21 protein-coding genes are annotated in these 17,164 nt (G+C 37.7%); 13 read left to right on the top strand and 8 right to left on the bottom strand.

All coding sequences use genetic code 11. The features are described 5' to 3' along the window. Positions 1 to 57 precede the first annotated feature (57 nt). From ACXAFK_RS09310 to hisIE, 9 genes are all read left to right on the top strand, one after another. Positions 58 to 399 (top strand): four helix bundle protein, encoded by a 342-nt coding sequence (locus tag ACXAFK_RS09310; RefSeq protein ID WP_474957558.1) that lies wholly within the window; start codon positions 58 to 60, stop codon positions 397 to 399. A 42-nt stretch (positions 400 to 441) separates the two neighbouring features. Next, positions 442 to 1,023: an imidazole glycerol phosphate synthase subunit HisH gene (gene hisH, locus ACXAFK_RS09305; protein WP_474957557.1), complete on the top strand. Its 582-nt coding sequence runs from the start codon at positions 442 to 444 to the stop codon at positions 1,021 to 1,023. 2 nt (positions 1,024 to 1,025) lie between these two features. Further along, positions 1,026 to 1,757, top strand: a complete 732-nt coding sequence (gene hisA / locus ACXAFK_RS09300) for a 1-(5-phosphoribosyl)-5-[(5-phosphoribosylamino)methylideneamino]imidazole-4-carboxamide isomerase (protein ID WP_474957556.1) — start codon at positions 1,026 to 1,028, stop codon at positions 1,755 to 1,757. Beyond that, positions 1,750 to 2,265, top strand: coding sequence for a DinB family protein (locus ACXAFK_RS09295; RefSeq protein WP_474957555.1), 516 nt, complete (start codon positions 1,750 to 1,752; stop codon positions 2,263 to 2,265). The genes hisA and ACXAFK_RS09295 overlap by 8 nt, the downstream gene beginning before the upstream one ends. Before the next feature lie 138 nt (positions 2,266 to 2,403). Further along, positions 2,404 to 2,511: a GIY-YIG nuclease family protein gene (locus ACXAFK_RS09290; protein ID WP_474957554.1), complete on the top strand. Its 108-nt coding sequence runs from the start codon at positions 2,404 to 2,406 to the stop codon at positions 2,509 to 2,511. Beyond that, complete coding sequence (locus tag ACXAFK_RS09285) at positions 2,508 to 2,681, top strand: GIY-YIG nuclease family protein (RefSeq protein ID WP_474958159.1); 174 nt, start codon at positions 2,508 to 2,510, stop codon at positions 2,679 to 2,681. Before ACXAFK_RS09290 ends, ACXAFK_RS09285 begins: the two co-directional genes overlap by 4 nt. A gap of 248 nt (positions 2,682 to 2,929) precedes the next feature. Next, positions 2,930 to 3,184, top strand: a complete 255-nt coding sequence (locus ACXAFK_RS09280) for a GIY-YIG nuclease family protein (protein ID WP_474957553.1) — start codon at positions 2,930 to 2,932, stop codon at positions 3,182 to 3,184. A gap of 204 nt (positions 3,185 to 3,388) precedes the next feature. After that, the gene (gene hisF, locus ACXAFK_RS09275; protein WP_224836940.1) at positions 3,389 to 4,144 is read left to right on the top strand and encodes an imidazole glycerol phosphate synthase subunit HisF; all 756 of its coding nucleotides are present in this window, start codon (positions 3,389 to 3,391) and stop codon (positions 4,142 to 4,144) included. A 2-nt stretch (positions 4,145 to 4,146) separates the two neighbouring features. Further along, positions 4,147 to 4,743 carry a bifunctional phosphoribosyl-AMP cyclohydrolase/phosphoribosyl-ATP diphosphatase HisIE gene (hisIE, locus tag ACXAFK_RS09270; RefSeq protein ID WP_474957552.1) on the top strand — a complete coding sequence of 199 codons (597 nt, stop codon included), beginning with the start codon at positions 4,147 to 4,149 and terminating at the stop codon, positions 4,741 to 4,743. Positions 4,744 to 4,890: 147 nt separating this feature from the next. On the opposite strand, the gene ACXAFK_RS09265 is transcribed toward hisIE, so the two are convergent. The 4 genes from ACXAFK_RS09265 to ACXAFK_RS09250 all read right to left on the bottom strand — a co-directional run bounded on the left by ACXAFK_RS09265 (position 4,891) and on the right by ACXAFK_RS09250 (position 7,782). Further along, entirely contained in the window at positions 4,891 to 5,565 is a 675-nt protein-coding gene (locus ACXAFK_RS09265) for a hypothetical protein (protein WP_252079738.1), read from the bottom strand. A gap of 69 nt (positions 5,566 to 5,634) precedes the next feature. Then, positions 5,635 to 6,717, bottom strand: coding sequence for a hypothetical protein (locus ACXAFK_RS09260; RefSeq protein ID WP_474957551.1), 1,083 nt, complete (start codon positions 6,715 to 6,717; stop codon positions 5,635 to 5,637). Next, the gene (locus tag ACXAFK_RS09255; RefSeq protein ID WP_474957550.1) at positions 6,701 to 7,243 is read right to left on the bottom strand and encodes a hypothetical protein; all 543 of its coding nucleotides are present in this window, start codon (positions 7,241 to 7,243) and stop codon (positions 6,701 to 6,703) included. Before ACXAFK_RS09255 ends, ACXAFK_RS09260 begins: the two co-directional genes overlap by 17 nt. Further along, complete coding sequence (locus ACXAFK_RS09250; RefSeq protein ID WP_252079741.1) at positions 7,240 to 7,782, bottom strand: RNA polymerase sigma factor; 543 nt, start codon at positions 7,780 to 7,782, stop codon at positions 7,240 to 7,242. Before ACXAFK_RS09250 ends, ACXAFK_RS09255 begins: the two co-directional genes overlap by 4 nt. Before the next feature lie 195 nt (positions 7,783 to 7,977). On the opposite strand from ACXAFK_RS09250, the gene ACXAFK_RS09245 reads away from it, so the two are divergent. Next, on the top strand, positions 7,978 to 10,359 hold the full coding sequence (locus tag ACXAFK_RS09245) for a TonB-dependent receptor (protein ID WP_474957549.1): 2,382 nt from the start codon (positions 7,978 to 7,980) through the stop codon (positions 10,357 to 10,359). Between the two features lie 2 nt (positions 10,360 to 10,361). Next, positions 10,362 to 11,207, top strand: coding sequence for a DUF4249 domain-containing protein (locus ACXAFK_RS09240; RefSeq protein WP_224836933.1), 846 nt, complete (start codon positions 10,362 to 10,364; stop codon positions 11,205 to 11,207). A 55-nt stretch (positions 11,208 to 11,262) separates the two neighbouring features. Here ACXAFK_RS09240 and ACXAFK_RS09235 read toward each other — a convergent pair whose 3' ends face one another. Then, a complete protein-coding gene (locus ACXAFK_RS09235) occupies positions 11,263 to 12,066 on the bottom strand; it encodes a DUF1853 family protein (protein WP_474957548.1) in 804 nt (267 codons plus the stop codon). A 78-nt stretch (positions 12,067 to 12,144) separates the two neighbouring features. Between ACXAFK_RS09235 and ACXAFK_RS09230 the strand changes: the two genes are divergently transcribed. Beyond that, on the top strand, positions 12,145 to 13,305 hold the full coding sequence (locus ACXAFK_RS09230; RefSeq protein WP_474957547.1) for a vWA domain-containing protein: 1,161 nt from the start codon (positions 12,145 to 12,147) through the stop codon (positions 13,303 to 13,305). Positions 13,306 to 13,312: 7 nt separating this feature from the next. Next, the gene (locus tag ACXAFK_RS09225) at positions 13,313 to 14,782 is read left to right on the top strand and encodes a magnesium chelatase (protein WP_474957546.1); all 1,470 of its coding nucleotides are present in this window, start codon (positions 13,313 to 13,315) and stop codon (positions 14,780 to 14,782) included. Positions 14,783 to 14,795: 13 nt separating this feature from the next. Here the strand turns inward: ACXAFK_RS09225 and ACXAFK_RS09220 are convergent, their stop codons facing one another. From ACXAFK_RS09220 to epsC, 3 genes are all read right to left on the bottom strand, one after another. Then, entirely contained in the window at positions 14,796 to 15,278 is a 483-nt protein-coding gene (locus ACXAFK_RS09220; protein ID WP_474957545.1) for a hypothetical protein, read from the bottom strand. 142 nt (positions 15,279 to 15,420) lie between these two features. After that, complete coding sequence (gene cysM / locus ACXAFK_RS09215) at positions 15,421 to 16,305, bottom strand: cysteine synthase CysM (RefSeq protein WP_474957544.1); 885 nt, start codon at positions 16,303 to 16,305, stop codon at positions 15,421 to 15,423. Then, a complete protein-coding gene (gene epsC / locus ACXAFK_RS09210) occupies positions 16,298 to 17,089 on the bottom strand; it encodes a serine O-acetyltransferase EpsC (RefSeq protein WP_252079746.1) in 792 nt (263 codons plus the stop codon). The genes cysM and epsC overlap by 8 nt, the downstream gene beginning before the upstream one ends. Positions 17,090 to 17,164 lie beyond the last annotated feature (75 nt).

Genomic DNA, 17,164 nt, shown 5'->3' with positions numbered 1-17,164 from the left:
AAGTACAAAGTCAGAAGTACAAAATAAAAAGTTAGGAAGAGTCCAATGAGAAGGGATTTGAAGGAAAGAACAAAGACATTTGCCATTAGAACATGGAACTTATGTTCAAATATTCCAAAATCTAGAGAGTTTAATGCCTATGTTAATCAATTGATTAGGTGTTCGAGTTCCGTTGGAGCAAATTACAGGGCTTCACAACGAGCAAAATCTCGCGCTGATTTTATCAACAAACTCAAAATAGTAGAGGAAGAAATAGATGAAAGCATGTACTTTTTAGAACTTCTAATGGAAATAAGCGAAAATAAACTGACAGAAATGAAATCATTGCACACCGAAGCAACTGAAATTTTAGCCATTGTTGTTTCATCTATTAAAACCGCACGAGAAAATGGGAAATAGAATAGAACTTCGTACTTCTAACTTCAAACCTTGTACTTTTCTATGAAAATTGTAATTATCGATTACGGCGCAGGAAACATTCAAAGCATCATATTTGCCATAAAACGGTTAGGATATGAAGCCGTTTTGAGTCATGATGCCGAAGAAATCCGAAATGCCGATAAAGTGATTTTTCCTGGAGTTGGCGAGGCAAGTTCCGCTATGGTAAAATTAAGAGCCACAGGTTTGGATACGCTTATTCCAACGCTCAAGAAACCTGTTTTGGGCATCTGTTTGGGCATGCAGCTTATGTGTCGTTCATCCGAAGAAGGCAACACCGAAGGATTAGGAATTTTTGATTTGGATGTGGTTAAATTTTCTAACAAAGTAAAGGTTCCTCAAATAGGATGGAACCAGATTTCAGATTTAAAAAGTGAGCTTTTTGCCAATGTTCCTGATAAATCATACATCTATTTAGTGCACAGTTTTTATGCACCTATCGGTAAAGAATCCATTGCTATATCTGAATATGAGGTCGAATATAGCGCTGCTTTGCAGAAAGATAATTTTTATGGGGTACAGTTTCATCCAGAAAAAAGTAGTGAAGTAGGAAGTGGAATTTTGCAAAATTTCTTAAATCTATAAGTATGAGGGTAATACCAGCCATAGATATCATTGACGGTAAATGCGTTCGTCTTTCCAAAGGCGATTACAATACCAAAAAAGTCTATAACGAAAACCCTTTGGAAGTAGCCAAGGAGTTTGAGGAACATGGTATTCAACATCTTCATTTGGTGGATTTGGATGGCGCAAAATCCAAACATATTGTCAACCATAAAGTTTTGGAGTCCATTGCATCAAAAACCAATCTTCAAATTGATTTTGGTGGAGGGTTAAAATCCAATGAAGATCTGCACATTGCTTTTGAAAGTGGTGCAAAACAAATCACAGGTGGTAGTATCGCTGTAAAAGACCGAGACACGTTTTTGGGTTGGTTGGAAAAATATGGGCCGGAAAAAATTATTCTGGGTGCAGATGCCAATAATGAAAAGGTGGCCGTTTCTGGCTGGCAAGAAGAATCAGATTTACAACTTATTCCTTTTGTTCAACAATACCAATCGGAAGGCATAACCTATGTGATTTGTACAGATATAAGTAAGGATGGTATGTTACAAGGACCATCATTCCAGTTATACAAAAAAATGCTGTCCCAAACCAAAAAAGGATTACATTTAATTGCCAGTGGTGGAATCTCCACTTTTGACGAACTCCCCAAACTTGCCGAAATTGGTTGTGAGGGCACAATCATAGGCAAAGCCATTTATGAAGGTAAGATCAATTTAAAGCAATTGGAAAACTACATACTCGAAAATGGATAAAGAAAAAGAACTCCAAGAAGAATTGGTTTGGAATGCAGGGTATCGTATGAACGAAAACCTCCGTATGATCAAAATTTGTTTAGATCAATTGTCTGAAGAACAAGTTTGGCAGAAGCCGAACAGCTCGTGCAACAGCATTGCAAATCTTATTCTTCATTTATGCGGAAACATCACCCAATATGGGATTGCTTCCATTCAAAACTTGGAGGATGAACGTAAAAGGGATGAAGAATTTGCCACCGAATCTGGCTACACCAAAGCTGAGTTAATCAAAAAACTAGAAGATACGGTCGATGAAGCTAAAAGAGCATTTTATGATGCTCCCTTACATGAGCTTTTGCGCAAACGTTATGTTCAAGGGTTTAATTTTTCTGGGGTGGGCAATATTATCCATGTAACAGAGCATTTATCTTACCATACGGGTCAGATTGCACTGTACACTAAAATGTTGAACGATCAGGATCTTGAATTTTATTCTGGTGTAAACTTGAATGTGAAGAACGAGTAAATTAATAGTATACGTCATGCTGAACTTGTTTCAGCATCTCATCAATAGTTCCAATGAGACCCTGAAATAAATTCAGGGTGACGACGAATAATAATAGAAACCTAAACGTCATGCTGAACTTGTTTCAGCATCCTATCAATGCAAGAAAGTTTTGTTTACATAATGACCAACAAGCATAGGACAACATTTTATGTTGGTGTGACAAACAATTTAGAAAAAAGAGTAATTCAACATTCAAATGGATAGGTTCAAGTTTCACTAAAAAATATAATCTTCTTGATTTAGTATATTTTGAAACCTTTACTGATATTCAAGAAGCAATTGCTCGGGAAAAACAAATTAAAAATTGGCATCGTGAATGGAAAATGAATTTGATAAAAGAACAGAATCCAACTTTAAAAACGTTGGAATATTAAAAACACGTCATGCTGAACTTGTTTCAGCATCTCATCAATAGTTCCAGTGAGACCCTGAAATGAATTCAGGGTGACGACGAATAATAATAGAAACCAAAACGTCATGCTGAACTTGTTTAGCATCTCATCAATAATACAAGTGAGACCCTGAAATGAATTCAGGGTGACGACGAATAATAAAAGAAACCAAAACGTCATGCTGAACTCGTTTCAGCATCCTATCAATGCAAGAAAGTTTTGTTTACATAATGACCAACAAGCATAGGACAACATTTTATGTTGGTGTGACAAATAATTTAGAAAAAAGAGTAATTCAACATTCAAATGGAATAGGTTCAAGTTTTACTAAAAAATATAATCTTCTTGATTTAGTATATTTTGAAACCTTTACTGACATTCATGAAGCAATTGCTCGGGAAAAACAAATTAAAAATTGGCATCGTGAATGGAAAATGAATTTGATAAAAGAACAGAATCCAACTTTAAAAACGTTGGAACATTAAAAAACACGTCATGCTGAACTTGTTTCAGCATCTCATCAATAGTTCCAGTGAGACCCTGAAATGAATTCAGGGTGACGACGAATAATAATAGAAACCAAAACGCCATACTGAACTTATTTCAGCATCTCATCAATAATACAAGTGAGACCCCTTAACCAAGTTCTGGATGACGATAAATAATTATTGATGATTCAATAAAAAAATATGCTGACAAAAAGAATAATTCCCTGCCTCGACATAAAAGATGGTAGAACCGTTAAAGGTGTCAATTTTGTGGATTTACGTGATGCTGGTGACCCCGTAGAATTGGCACAACGGTATGCTGATGAAGGTGCAGATGAACTTGTTTTCTTAGATATTTCTGCCACCGAGCAAAAGCGTAAAACGCTAGCGGAGTTGGTGTATCACGTAGCAGAGAAATTAAATATACCATTTACAGTAGGTGGTGGAATCTCTTCTGTGGAAGATGTAGATATCTTACTTAAAAATGGAGCAGATAAAGTTTCCATCAATTCTTCAGCGGTTAAAAATCCAGAATTAATCAACGAATTGGTGGCCAAATTTGGTTCGCAATGTATAGTTGTGGCCATAGATGCTCGTAAAACTACCGATGGCTGGAAAGTGCATTTGGTGGGAGGCAAAGTGCCTACGGAATTGGATTTATTTGATTGGGCAAAAGAGGTAGAGCAGCGTGGTGCTGGTGAAATTTTATTTACATCAATGGACCATGACGGCACCAAAAATGGCTTTGCTGACGAGGAATTGGCTAAACTATCGAGTTTGGTAAACATTCCCATAATTGCCTCTGGTGGAGCGGGAGCGGTGTCTCATTTCACAGATACTTTTAAATATGGTAAGGCAGATGCAGCTTTAGCGGCTAGCGTTTTTCATTTTAAGGAAATCGAAATCAATTCACTCAAAAAAGAATTAAAGGAAAAAGGAATTCCTGTAAGATTATAATAATGCAAATAGACTTCAATAAAAATTCAGACGGACTAGTTCCTGCAATAATTCAAGATGCAACAACCAAAAATGTGTTGATGCTAGGGTACATGAATCAGGAAGCATACAACAAAACCCAAGAAACGGGTAAAGTCACTTTTTTTAGTCGTTCTAAAAATAGGTTGTGGACAAAAGGTGAGGAAAGTGGCAACTTTTTGGAATTGGTTTCTATGAAGGCAGATTGCGATAAGGATACCTTATTGGTCCAAGTGAAGCCAGCTGGGCCCACCTGTCATACGGGTACAGATACCTGTTGGGATGAAGAAAACACACCCAACTTTAGCTTTTTATCAGAATTAGAGAATGTAATCGCTTCCCGAAAAGAAAACAAAGAGGATGAAAAAAGCTATGTAGCTTCACTTTTTAGAAAGGGAATCAATAAAATTGCCCAAAAAGTAGGGGAAGAGGCCGTGGAAACGGTAATTGAAGCCAAAGACGATAACGAAGAATTGTTCTTAAACGAAAGTGCAGATCTTTTATTCCATTACTTGATTTTACTCCAAGCCAAAGGATACACTTTAAAAGATATTGAAAAAGTATTGATAGAAAGGCATTAAAAAAGGCTTTTTTATAAGGTAACGGGAGACCAAGTAAATTGGATTGGTTTTATAATCTTGTCCTGATTACAAATATAAACGGTATTGTTTTTAACAAATACTCTAGTCACAGGTATAGTTATTTTACTAGGTGCTTCTCCCTTCATCCTAATCTATTTGTTTCTTATAACGGTTTTTACCCATGTTAAATATACCTACTTTAATACCCAAACCAGCAGAGAAGCCGTTAATGCGATCCAGTGCTTGTTGCTCCAATTCAATTTTACTAGAAAACCGGTATTTACCAGTAGCTTCTAACTGTACGTACCTATTGATATTAAATAATAAACTTACTCCTGGTTCGTAAACAAATATGTAGTCCGAAGTGTCAAAATCCTCATTATCAAAATCGTTGTCATCGTTCTCAAAGGTGTCGCCATCTACATAACCAATAGCTCCGCCACCTATAAATTGAGGAAAGGACAGGCTAATTGTTCTTTTACCAAAAAGAATTGGTTCCAAGTGTAAGCCTACATAACCACCTATTAAATCTTCATTATCTATAGATAATTCGCCAGATAAGTTTTGTTGCGAATAAAACCCATAGGTTGCTAAGCCTATTTCTAATTTACGGTTAGCAACGTAAGCGAGTTTTAGACCGGCAAAAAAAGTGTCCTTTCCATCAATTTCGCCAATAGCCAATGGAATACCGAGATATATACCATGGACTACATTGTTACGGTCGTTAAAGGTGATGTATTCGTCATTACTTTTTTGTTGCGCATGCGTGGTGATTATACTAACTAATGCTATAAATAATACTGTCGTTTTTTGATTGAACATTATTCTAATTTTGATTGATATAATTTAAAGACAACCCAATTTTAAAAAGGTTGCATGTGTAAGACTATTTTAATCATTTATGGTTACAATTCCTTTAACTCCAGAAATAGTAATTTTTCCCAGGGCATTATTACCGTAGGTAGCTTCTATTTTTCTAAGTTTTTTACCCTTATCCAACATTTTGGAAGCAACATTATCAAAGGTTTTAGGTAGTCTTACAACTCCTTGTTCCAGTGTAGCTATAAAGCGATGGGGGAAATTTGTGGTTTTGATGGTAATATCAGAGGATTCTTGGGTGAGCGTTATAGCAGCATCGGGATTACCTATTTTAGCAACTACAAAATCTACAATCTTTAATTCGCTATCTATATCCTTTTGCAATTGCTCTATTCTAATGGAAGAGAATTTAAGACTTCCAAAAAGGTGTTTAACTTCTTCTACATGTATTTCATCCTTGTTTGAATACAACTCAAGTGTGGCTATAGCATTCAATTGTATTTCGCTCCCTTCCGTTGTTAATTGCAAGTTTTTGGCGTCATCCATGCTTAACTCGCCATTTTTTAGGACTATTCTGGCATAATTGATGTTTTTAGCACGTATTTTTCCAAATTTTAATTGAATAGTAGCTTTGCTGATCATTTCTCCTAACCATAAGTCACCATGTTCTAAGTTGGCCTCTAATTGCCCTTGCCATTCTTCTATAAGAATATCCCCAAATTTGTTGGTAACATTCAATTTGGCATCCCTAGGTAAAAACACTTCATAGTCTATTTGTACTCTACTCCGGTCTGAATCTATTGGGTTTGTCTTATTAAAAAAATCTGCAAACCATCCGGTATTTCTATTGGCTATAACAGATGTTATGGAAACATAGCTTTGATTGGCACGTATTTCTGGTTGCACTCTATGAAGCAAATCCTTGGCATTTTCTTCTTTTTTATGATTTACTTTTACAGTAATAACCACTTTTACTTTTGGCTGTTCCCAACCGGTGAAGGTTATATTTCCATATTTGTTGTCGATGTGTAGCTCTCCGTTAGCCTCTAATTTAAATTGCTTTTCTATTGTTTTTTCAACGTGCTCTTGTGCTGCCACAGTAGCTGAAGTTAGTAATAAGAGCAATCCTAGGTAAGTTTTATAAAGTGTACTCATAATTCTGCTCAAATTTTTTGGTTTCATTAAGTCGTTCTAAAAGCTTCTCTATAAGCTCAATGCGTTTTTTGTAGTTGGCAACAATAGCTTCCAGGACCTGCTCATTGTCTAAATTGGTCTCCATTTCTTTTTTTAGCGCCAGGTATTCCGCATCTAACTCGTCCATAAAAGACAAAAATTCATTTTTATCGGCTGTACTAAGTTTTGGATTTTTCTGTACCAACGCTACTTGGTAATTAACCAAACTTTTATAATGCATGTCTATTTCCAGCAACTCTTTTGATGCCAGCTGGTTCTCTGTAGCTATGCTAGGTTTAAAATGTGTGTAGAAAAATGTAATTACCATCAGAGCGATCAAACTAGCAGCAATTTTTAAGAACAGTTTCCTTTTATAAAGCGGCACAACTTTAGTTTTACCTGCTTCTAAAACGGTATTGATCTGCAGCCACATGTTATCTCGATCCGCTCTTTCTGTGTTAAAAGCTTCTGCATTGTCGCTTATGTATTTTTCAAAATCATCCATCATAATTCACTTACAATTTGCATTAACTTCTTTTTGGCTCTGTGGTATTGGGATTTCGAGGTACTTACTGTTATTTCTAAGATTGTTGCAATTTCTACATGATCATATCCTTCTACTAGATATAGATTTATAATTTGCTTGTAGCCATCTGGTAATAACGCAATGCCACGTTTAATTTTACTAATATCTTTTACATCCGGTATCACAGTCTCCGTGGTTTGGGTCATCTGATATTCGCTTTCCTCCATAGGTACTAAATCTACCTTTTTAGCTTTAAGATGGTTAATACTTTTATTAATCACAATCCGCTTTAACCAAGCTCCAAAACTGCTTTGGTATTTAAAAGAGTGTAATTGTTTAAAAGCATCTATAAAGCTGTCTTGTACAATATCTTCAGCATCTTCTTTATTTCCTAAAAACCTAAAACCAACATTATACATGGCATCCACATAGTAACTATAGAGCTCGTATTGAGAACTACTATGGCCTGCTTTGCACTGTTCTACTAATGATTGATGTGTAAAACGAATGTCCGTTTTCAATGGTTCGGTTTGATGCTTATTGCTCTAAAGACAAAGGAAATACTAAAGGGTTGCACCTAGAGTAAAAAAAGTGTGAAGTTTTTTTAATTAGGTGAAGAAACTGCATTTTTTTTAGAAGCAATGCAACCTTGTCTTTTTTGAATTGTCTATTGGTGGTATACATTTTAATTCAAACATCAAAAAACAAATCAGAAAATGAATTCAAAAAAAATACCATGGGTAATGGTAGTTTTAGTATTAAACTCTTTTTGGAGTTTTAGCCAAACCAATTACACTCTAAGTGGCACTATCAGAGATAATAATAATGGAGAAACACTTTATGGTGCTTCTATTTTCCTTGCCGGCACAACAATAGGAACTACCACAAATGAATACGGTTTTTATTCTATTACCGCACCAGAAGGCATCTATGAACTAAATGTCTCTTACATGGGTTTTACCGATGTTAAAATAAAAGTGAATTTACACGCAGATGTAAAAAAGGATATAGAAATTGAACAATTATCTACTGAGCTGAACGAGGTTGTCGTAACTGCCGAAGAACCAGAAAAAGCCTTGCTTCGGAAACCAGAAATGAGTGTGCTAAAAATGAATATTGGAACTGTTAAAAAGATGCCTGTTGTATTAGGCGAGGTAGATATTTTAAAATCGTTACAATTGCTTCCCGGGGTCACTAACAATGGAGAAGGCACTGGAGGTTTTCATGTACGGGGTGGAGCCCAGGACCAAAATTTAGTTTTGTTAGATGAGGCTATCATTTACAACACCTCTCATATGTTTGGCTTCTTTTCTGTTTTTAATGCAGATGCCATTAAAGACTTAAAACTGTATAAAGGTGGTATTCCGGCCCGGTTTGGAGGTAGGGTTTCTTCTGTTTTGGATATAAGACAAAAAGACGGGAACAATAAAAATTTTGCACTTACTGGTGGTATCGGTGCAATTTCTAGTAGGTTAACAGCAGAAGGGCCAATGTTCAAAAACAAGGGCTCTTTTTTGGTTGCTGGTAGACGTTCCTATCTAGATCTTTTTCTTAAAGCTGCGGGTGAAGAGAATTCCGTAATGTTCTATGATTTAAACCTTAAAACCAATTACAGCATTAATCCAAATAATAGAATATACCTGAGTGGTTATTTTGGAAGAGATGCATTTGAAATCGGTCAAAGCTTTGCCAGTAGTTATGGCAATGCCTCTGGCAATTTACGATGGAACCATATTTTCAACGATAAATTATTCTCTAATCTTTCCGCAATTGTCAGTAGGTATGATTATGATTTAGACTTGGATTTTGAAGAGTTTGAGTGGATGTCCTCCATAAACAACTACAATCTTAAGTATGATTTTAAATATTACTTAAATGATGGTTTTACTTTGGGTTTTGGGGCCAGCAGTCTGCTCTATGAGTTTGACCCTGGCCAGATAAAACCAACATCAGAAACATCTGCCATAAATCCCTTGGCATTAGATAAAAAGAGAGCTTTAGAAAGTGCGGTTTATGTAAATGCTGAGCATAAATTAAGCAATAGACTAACGGCACAATACGGATTACGTTTAAGTGGATTTTCCAGATTGGGCGGGCAACCTATTTCGATATATCAAAACAACCAGCCGGTTGTATATAATTCGGATTTAGAAATCTATGAGAGAGGGGAGGTAATTGATGAAACTACGTATAAAAAGAGTGACGTTATTACTTCTTTTCGCAATCTAGAACCTAGAGCATCTTTGGCCTACTTAATTAATGATAACAGTTCTTTAAAGGCAGGGTTTTCAAGAACAGCCCAGTATATTCATCTTTTATCAAACACCTCTTCTGTAACACCTTTAGACGTTTGGACTCCAAGCGGGCCCTTTATAAAGCCGCAATTGTCCAATCAATATGCGCTTGGTTACTTTTATGACTTTAAGGATAAGAAATATTCCTTGGAGGTAGAAGGTTACTTTAAAACCGTGGCAAATCGGATAGATTATATAGATGGTTCTGACCTTATAGGCCAAAATACCATAGAAACCGAAATATTGAATGGAGAAATGCGTGCCTACGGTTTAGAGCTCTTGCTACGCAAAAACACAGGGAATTTTACGGGCTGGTTAGCTTATACGTTGTCAAAATCTGAACAACGTACCCTCGGTGATACAGCTGGCGGACCTGGAATTGCCAACGGTAATTGGTATCCTACTTTTTTTGATAGAACCCATGATATATCCATTTCTGGCGCATACCGATTAAACGATCATTGGAGCTTTGGAACAAACCTAGTATATCAAACAGGGAGACCAGTGACTTACCCCAATGGGCAGTATAGTTACGAGGGGGTGTCCATTGCAAGTTATGCAAGTCGAAATTCAGACCGTTTACCAGCGTATCACCGTTTGGATGCATCCATAACTTACACGCCCAAAAAATCTTTAAATAAGCGATTTAAGGGAGAATGGGTTTTAAGCATTTACAACCTCTATCACCGTAAAAATGCGGCCAGTATTTCTTTTGGACAAAACTTTGAAACAGGAGCCAATGAGGCTACAAGAACCGCCATATTTGGCATATTACCATCCATCACTTATAATTTTAAATTCTAATCATGAAAACCATTATAAAATATATATCGTTAGTAATTTTTTTGGTTCTAACCGCCTGTGAAGACGTAGTAGATATAGATGTGCAAGAAGGACCAACAAGACTTGTAATAGAAGCTTCTTTAGATTGGGAAAAAGGAACAGAAGGTAATTATCAAACTATAAAACTATCCACCTCTACACCTTATTTTGATACAAGTTTTCAGCCTGCAATAGGAGCTACAGTTAGCGTTCTAAATGTAAATAGCGGAACAGAAGTTTTATTTGTAGACCAAAATGATGGAAACTATACTACAACTGATTTTGAGCCGGTAATTGGCGACACCTATGCATTGACCGTAAACTATAAAAACGAAGTATTTACCGCTACAGAGAAAATGACTCCCGTGCCAGAAATCAAGGAAGTTTTTCAGTCTAGGGATGATGGTTTTAATGATGAAGATCTAGAAGTTCATTTGGTTTTTACGGACCCCGAAGCGGAAGAAAATTATTACCTGTTCAAATTTTTAAAAGAGGGAGAATTGTTTCCAGCATTTGAAGATGCAAAGGACGAATTTATAAACGGAAATGAGATCGATTGGTGGTACGAAATTGAAGAAGATGAGATGGATGGCTTAACGCCTTTTGAGCCAGGTGATACGGTTTACATTAGCATGCACGGTATTTCTAAAAGCTATTATGAATACATAAAGATCTTAATTGAACAAATGGGCGGTGCTGGCTTGTTCTCTTCAACTCCTGTTGCTTTAAAAGGAAACTGTGTGAACCAAACCAAACCAGAAAATCAACCATTAGGATATTTTAGACTTACAGAGGTAAACAAGGTTACCTATACATTTACAGCAGAATAAAAGGTGATTGATGTGGTAGCGCTGGGTTCCTAGGTCCTGGCGCTATTTTTCTGCTTTACCACCATACCACAAACAGCTTAAATAATTCTCCTTCTGTAGTACGTACCCATAGCATTGGTGCGTACTGCTTAAGGTGTTTTAGATTGATGTCTAGCAGCGTGTTGTAATGGTTGTTCCACAAAACTTGATTATCGGGTGGCAACGGCCATTCTTTTTTAGCCGGAATGTAGAACTGATATTCTTTAAATAGATTAGTATTGAATTGCTCAAAACGCACCCAATAGCCCGCATGGCAAGATGTATTTAGTGGTCGTATAGCTAGTTTTTCCTCCTTAAAAGGTGTAAAAAGTTGTGCCTTAAAACAGCATTGCTGTTCCATTTCTAATGGGTCAATCCCTAAGGCATCCCATTTTTGTTTAAGACTGGTATGATGTAGAAGAGGAAATTGTTTTTCTTTGAGCTTATCCAATTTGGTATAAAACATATCCCGCTTATTAGGCCCCATCAGTCGGTGTATAGGTTCCGATATGTTAGGATTTATGATATAGAATTTGTAGGCTAGTTCTACGTGTAGATAGTTATTGGTAAGGTTGTTTTTTAAGATAAAATCCAATTCGCCCAAACGTACTTTTCCTTCATCTATCAAAACATTTGCTAATACAACCTCATACGCTTCAGAAGTTGTTATCAGGTGCCTAAACACGTATTCCATTTGGTGACCTAAACGCAGTTTTTCTGGAATGGCAACATTTTTTACAGAATCCATGTCTATGGATGGAAATTCAAATTGTGGTAATCCATATTGTTCTCGGGTCCAAAGTGGCGCAGTATTGTAAAATGCTTCTAACAGTGCTTTCATCTTTAAACAAACTTACGGAAAGCGTTAAGTTTTTTCTAAAGCTTTAGTCATTACCTCAATTTGCCGTAAATTTATGTAATGGCTATGAACACAAGAAAAGGGTTTCGTTTTACCAATTACGAAGCACCCGACCAAACTCCGTTCGAAAAACTCTTCGAAATTTTTCAAGAACTCGTCACTCATACCTCGGGCGATGTGGAGGAAGCGTTGGACTGGTTACGTGAATTGGATAAAGAATACAACCTTACCGACGACGATTACACTATTGATGACTTTATCGAGGACCTAAAGGCAAAAGGTTATATCCGCGAAGAGTTTGATATTGATAATCCCCAAGGTGGAGAAGGTGAGGAGGGTAATGAAAACGGTGGTGGTATACTCTCTTTGACCGCTAAACTAGAGCGCATGCTGCGTCAACGGGCTTTAGACCAAATTTTCGGTAAAATAAAGCGTAGTGGTTCGGGTAACCATAAGACCGGAAAATCAGGAAAAGGAGACGAGCATACCGGGGAGTTCCGTGAATACCGTTTTGGAGATTCGTTGGAGCACATCAATATGACGGAAAGCCTCAAAAATGCCCAAGTAAACCATGGGTTGGACAATTTTTCCCTAAATGAAGGAGATTTAGTCGTAGAGGATACAATGCACAAAGCTCAGATGAGCACCGTGTTGATGATAGACATTAGCCATAGCATGATTTTATATGGCGAGGACCGAATCACACCCGCCAAAAAAGTGGCCATGGCTCTGGCAGAATTGATCACCACCCGTTATCCAAAAGATACCTTGGATATTTTGGTATTCGGAAACGATGCCTGGCCAATCCCAATCAAGGACTTACCTTATTTAAAAGTAGGGCCGTATCACACCAATACCGTAGCTGGACTACAATTGGCAATGGATATGCTCCGCCGAAAGCGGAACACCAACAAACAAATTTTCATGATTACCGATGGAAAGCCATCCTGTTTGCGATTACCAAACGGAGATTACTATAAAAACAGTGTAGGCTTGGACGAATACATTGTTGAAAAATGCTACGCCATGGCGCAACAAGCCAGAAAACTTCATATACCTATTACCACATTTATGATTGCAGAAGACCCTTATTTGATGCAATTCGTTCGTGAATTCACAAAGGCTAACAAGGGGAAGGCCTTCTACACAGGACTTAAAGGATTGGGTGAAATGATTTTTGAGGACTACGAACAAAACAGAAAAAGAAGAATTAAAGGATAACCGACATATGAATTTAGATCACACCAACATTTCAACTCTAGGCGAACTTAAAGCCGCAGGATATAAAAGCAAAAGCATAAAAGATGAACTCCGAGATAACCTTTTGGAAAAAATTTCGAAGGGAGAACAGGTCTTTGATGGAGTTTGGGGTTACGAAAATTCGGTGATTCCTGAATTGGAAAGAGCTATTTTATCTCGCCACAATATAAATTTATTGGGGTTGAGAGGTCAGGCAAAAACACGCTTGGCCCGTTTGATGGTGCAATTGCTGGATGAATATATCCCAATTGTAGAGGGCTCGGAAATTCATGACGATCCAATGCATCCCATCTCCCGATATGCCATAGAGCTGGTCAAGGAAAAAGGTGATAATACACCTATCGGTTGGGTGCACAGGGATGAGCGATTTTACGAAAAACTGGCCACTCCAGATGTTACCGTAGCCGACCTTATAGGAGATGTAGATCCCATAAAAGCAGCAAATCTTAAATTATCCTATGCCGATGATCGAGTAATTCATTTCGGGATGATACCCAGAGCAAACCGCTGTATTTTTGTGATCAACGAACTTCCCGATCTTCAAGCAAGAATTCAAGTAGCGTTGTTTAATATTCTGCAAGAGGGAGACATACAAATTAGAGGATTTAAACTTAGACTCCATTTGGATATGCAATTTGTTTTTACCGCCAACCCAGAAGATTACACCAATAGGGGAAGTATCGTTACACCTTTAAAAGATAGGATAGGTTCGCAAATTTTGACCCATTATCCTGAAAATATTGAGATTGCAAAGCAAATTACCAAACAAGAAGCCAGATTGGACAAACGCCAATCTGATTTTGTATATGTACCTGAAATCGCCATGGATTTGTTGGAGCAAATCAGTTTTGAAGCCAGAAACAGTGAGTTTGTAGATGCCAAAAGTGGCGTAAGTGCGCGTATGAGCATCACCGCTTTTGAAAACTTATTGAGCACCGCAGAACGTAGGGCCATTATTGCAGGTGATACTAAAACTACCGTTCGATTGAGTGATTTTATGGGAGTGGTGCCCTCCATTACCGGAAAAATTGAGTTGGTGTACGAAGGAGAGCAGGAGGGAGCTGGTTATGTGGCCGAAACATTGATAGAAGAGGCTGTAAAAAGTTTGTTCCCTAATTATTTTCCCAAGATAGAAAAGCTGCAGCGCCGAGAAGAGGAAAACGAATATGATGAACTCGTGAGTTGGTTCTTTGATGGTGAAGGATTTGATTTATTGGACGACGAAAAAGATGAAAATTATAAATCCAAACTGGATGCCATTGGTCCCTTGAACCATTTAATCAGAGAATATCAGCCAGAAATTTCTATGGAGGATTCCTATTTTCTTAAAGAACTTCTGCTTTGGGGGCTAGTGGCCCACAAGAAATTGAGCAAACACCGGTTTCAGCAGGGTTATCAATTTAAAGATCTATACGGGAGCTACATTAGTGGGTTATAGCCCATTGATGGTCCTACTGCCAAATATTTAGATTATCGTTGTAGTTTTCGAAATTATAGATTCCTATGTAACGCTTTCTTAACCAAAAGGTGTAAAGCGTTAAAATAGGTAGTATACTATACAAAACCAAGGTAAGTGTGGCCATGGGCTTAAATGTTGCAGGGATTACATGTTCATTAAACCCACCAATTGAGTATAATACCATGGCGCTGTCATAGATTTTAAACAAGTATATGATCATCACAACGTACAGAACATACTCTATATTTCTCATTTTGGGGTCTGGCAATTCATCTTCAGTAATCTTGAACCAAACCACGTACAAATAAAGCAAATGTACAACGGATAGAATCGGGAATATATAATTGTCCGGTTTTAAAAAATAGAACTGATCGGTGTAAATACCATAAAAACTCAATACCGACAAGGTTAATAGAACTACTACGCTTGCTAGGATATTCCTTTTCCAGGTAATGATTTTTGACAAGGTATTCATGTTGATTTCAGATTTGGGATAATACTTGCTGTAAAGAACGGGGTTTTGTCACCACTATTTTAACAAAATCGTTGAGTGGCAAACAATGTTGGATAATGGGAAAAAACCGACATGAAACCCAAATTTTAGATGGTAAAAACAACTAGTCAAATAGATCTGAAGAGAGATAACGGTCCCCCCGGTCGCACACAATCGAAACAATAGTGCCGCTCTCCAAGGTTTCTGCCAAGCGCAAGGCCACTGTTGCGGCACCACCACTGCTCATTCCTGCGAAGATACCTTCCTCTTTGGCCAACTGTTTTGCCATAGTTCTGGCATCTTCCTCGCTCACCTCCATTACAGTGTCCACTTTTGCGGGGTCAAAAATTTTTGGTAGATACTCTTGCGGCCATTTTCGAATTCCCGGTATTTTGGAATTATCCGTAGGCTGTACACCTACAATCTGAATATTGGGGTTTTGTTCCTTTAAAAAAGTTGATGTGCCCATAATTGTCCCTGTGGTACCCATACTGGAAACGAAATGTGTGATTTCCTCTTGTGTATCTCGCCAAATTTCCGGTCCGGTAGTTTTGTAATGTGCCAACCAATTATCATTATTGGCAAATTGGTTCAGCATTCTAAAACCTTCTTGGGCAACTTTGGCTTCAGCATAATCTCGTGCGCCCTCTATCCCAACATCGGCAGGGGTCAAGGTAACTTTTGCTCCGTAGGCCTGCATGGTCTGCACTCGTTCCTTGGTAGAGTTTTCCGGCATCACCAATTCAATATTCAATCCAAAAAGACCGGCGATCATGGCCAATCCAATCCCGGTGTTACCGCTTGTAGCTTCAATAAGTTTGGTGTCTTTCGTAAAGTCGCCTCGATCCAGACCACTTTTGATCATATTGTACGCAGGTCTGTCCTTAACACTTCCGCCAGGATTATTTCCTTCTAGCTTAAAAAGGACTTTTACTTTTTTATTGGTGTTCAATACTTTGGATTCCACCAATGGGGTGTTTCCTATTAAATCGAGTATACTGTTAGACATTTGGGCTCGTCTTAATTTTAATTTCTGGGGTATGGTACACTTTGGAGTTTGGTGGTACCGATTCGGTTATCCAGGCATTTCCGCCTATAATGGAATTTTTACCAATAACGGTGTCGCCACCTAAAATGGTAGCGTTGGCGTAAATCGTCACATTGTTTTTAATAGTTGGGTGTCGCTTTGTTTTTTCCAAGCTCTTGGATACATACAATGCACCCAGAGTAACTCCCTGGTATACCTTAACGTTGTCTTCTATAACTGCCGTCTCACCTATAACTACACCGGTAGCATGATCGATAAAAAAAGATTTTCCGATTTTGGCCCCAGGGTTAATGTCCACTCCCGTTTGTCTATGGGCATACTCCGTCATCAAACGGGGAATCAAAGGAATGCCTTCCACATATAGCTCATGTGCCAATCTATAAATGGCAATCGCATAAAATCCCGGGTAAGCCAGGTATATTTCTTGCAACGAAGAAGATGCGGGGTCACATTCTAGGATAGCTTCGGCATCCAGGTTTAAAAATTCCAGTATTTCGGGAAGATGGGAAACATATTCTCCCCATAGCTCATCATGTGGCTTTTTCAATTCACAACACGCCATGTCCATAAGCTTGTTGAACTGTTTTTCCAATAGCTCAAGGTTTACGGCCACAGGGGTATTGGTGTCAAATAAGGTATAAAAGAGCGTGTTCGTAAAATCCTCGGTAAGTTGCTTTAATTTAAAATCCAAGCAGGGCATTTTTTTATGCCTAATAAGCTCTTCGATTATTTTTTCCTTATCCATAGTGCAATTTGTCGCTCTAAAATTAGTCAAAACCTTACCGCAAGTGGGCACAAAAGGGTAACTTTAGATTAAAAA

Source organism: Flagellimonas sp. ABD4_174 (assembly GCF_056160185.1).
Note: the sequence above shows the minus strand (reverse complement) of the source record. Positions and strands in the feature narration are given on the sequence as shown.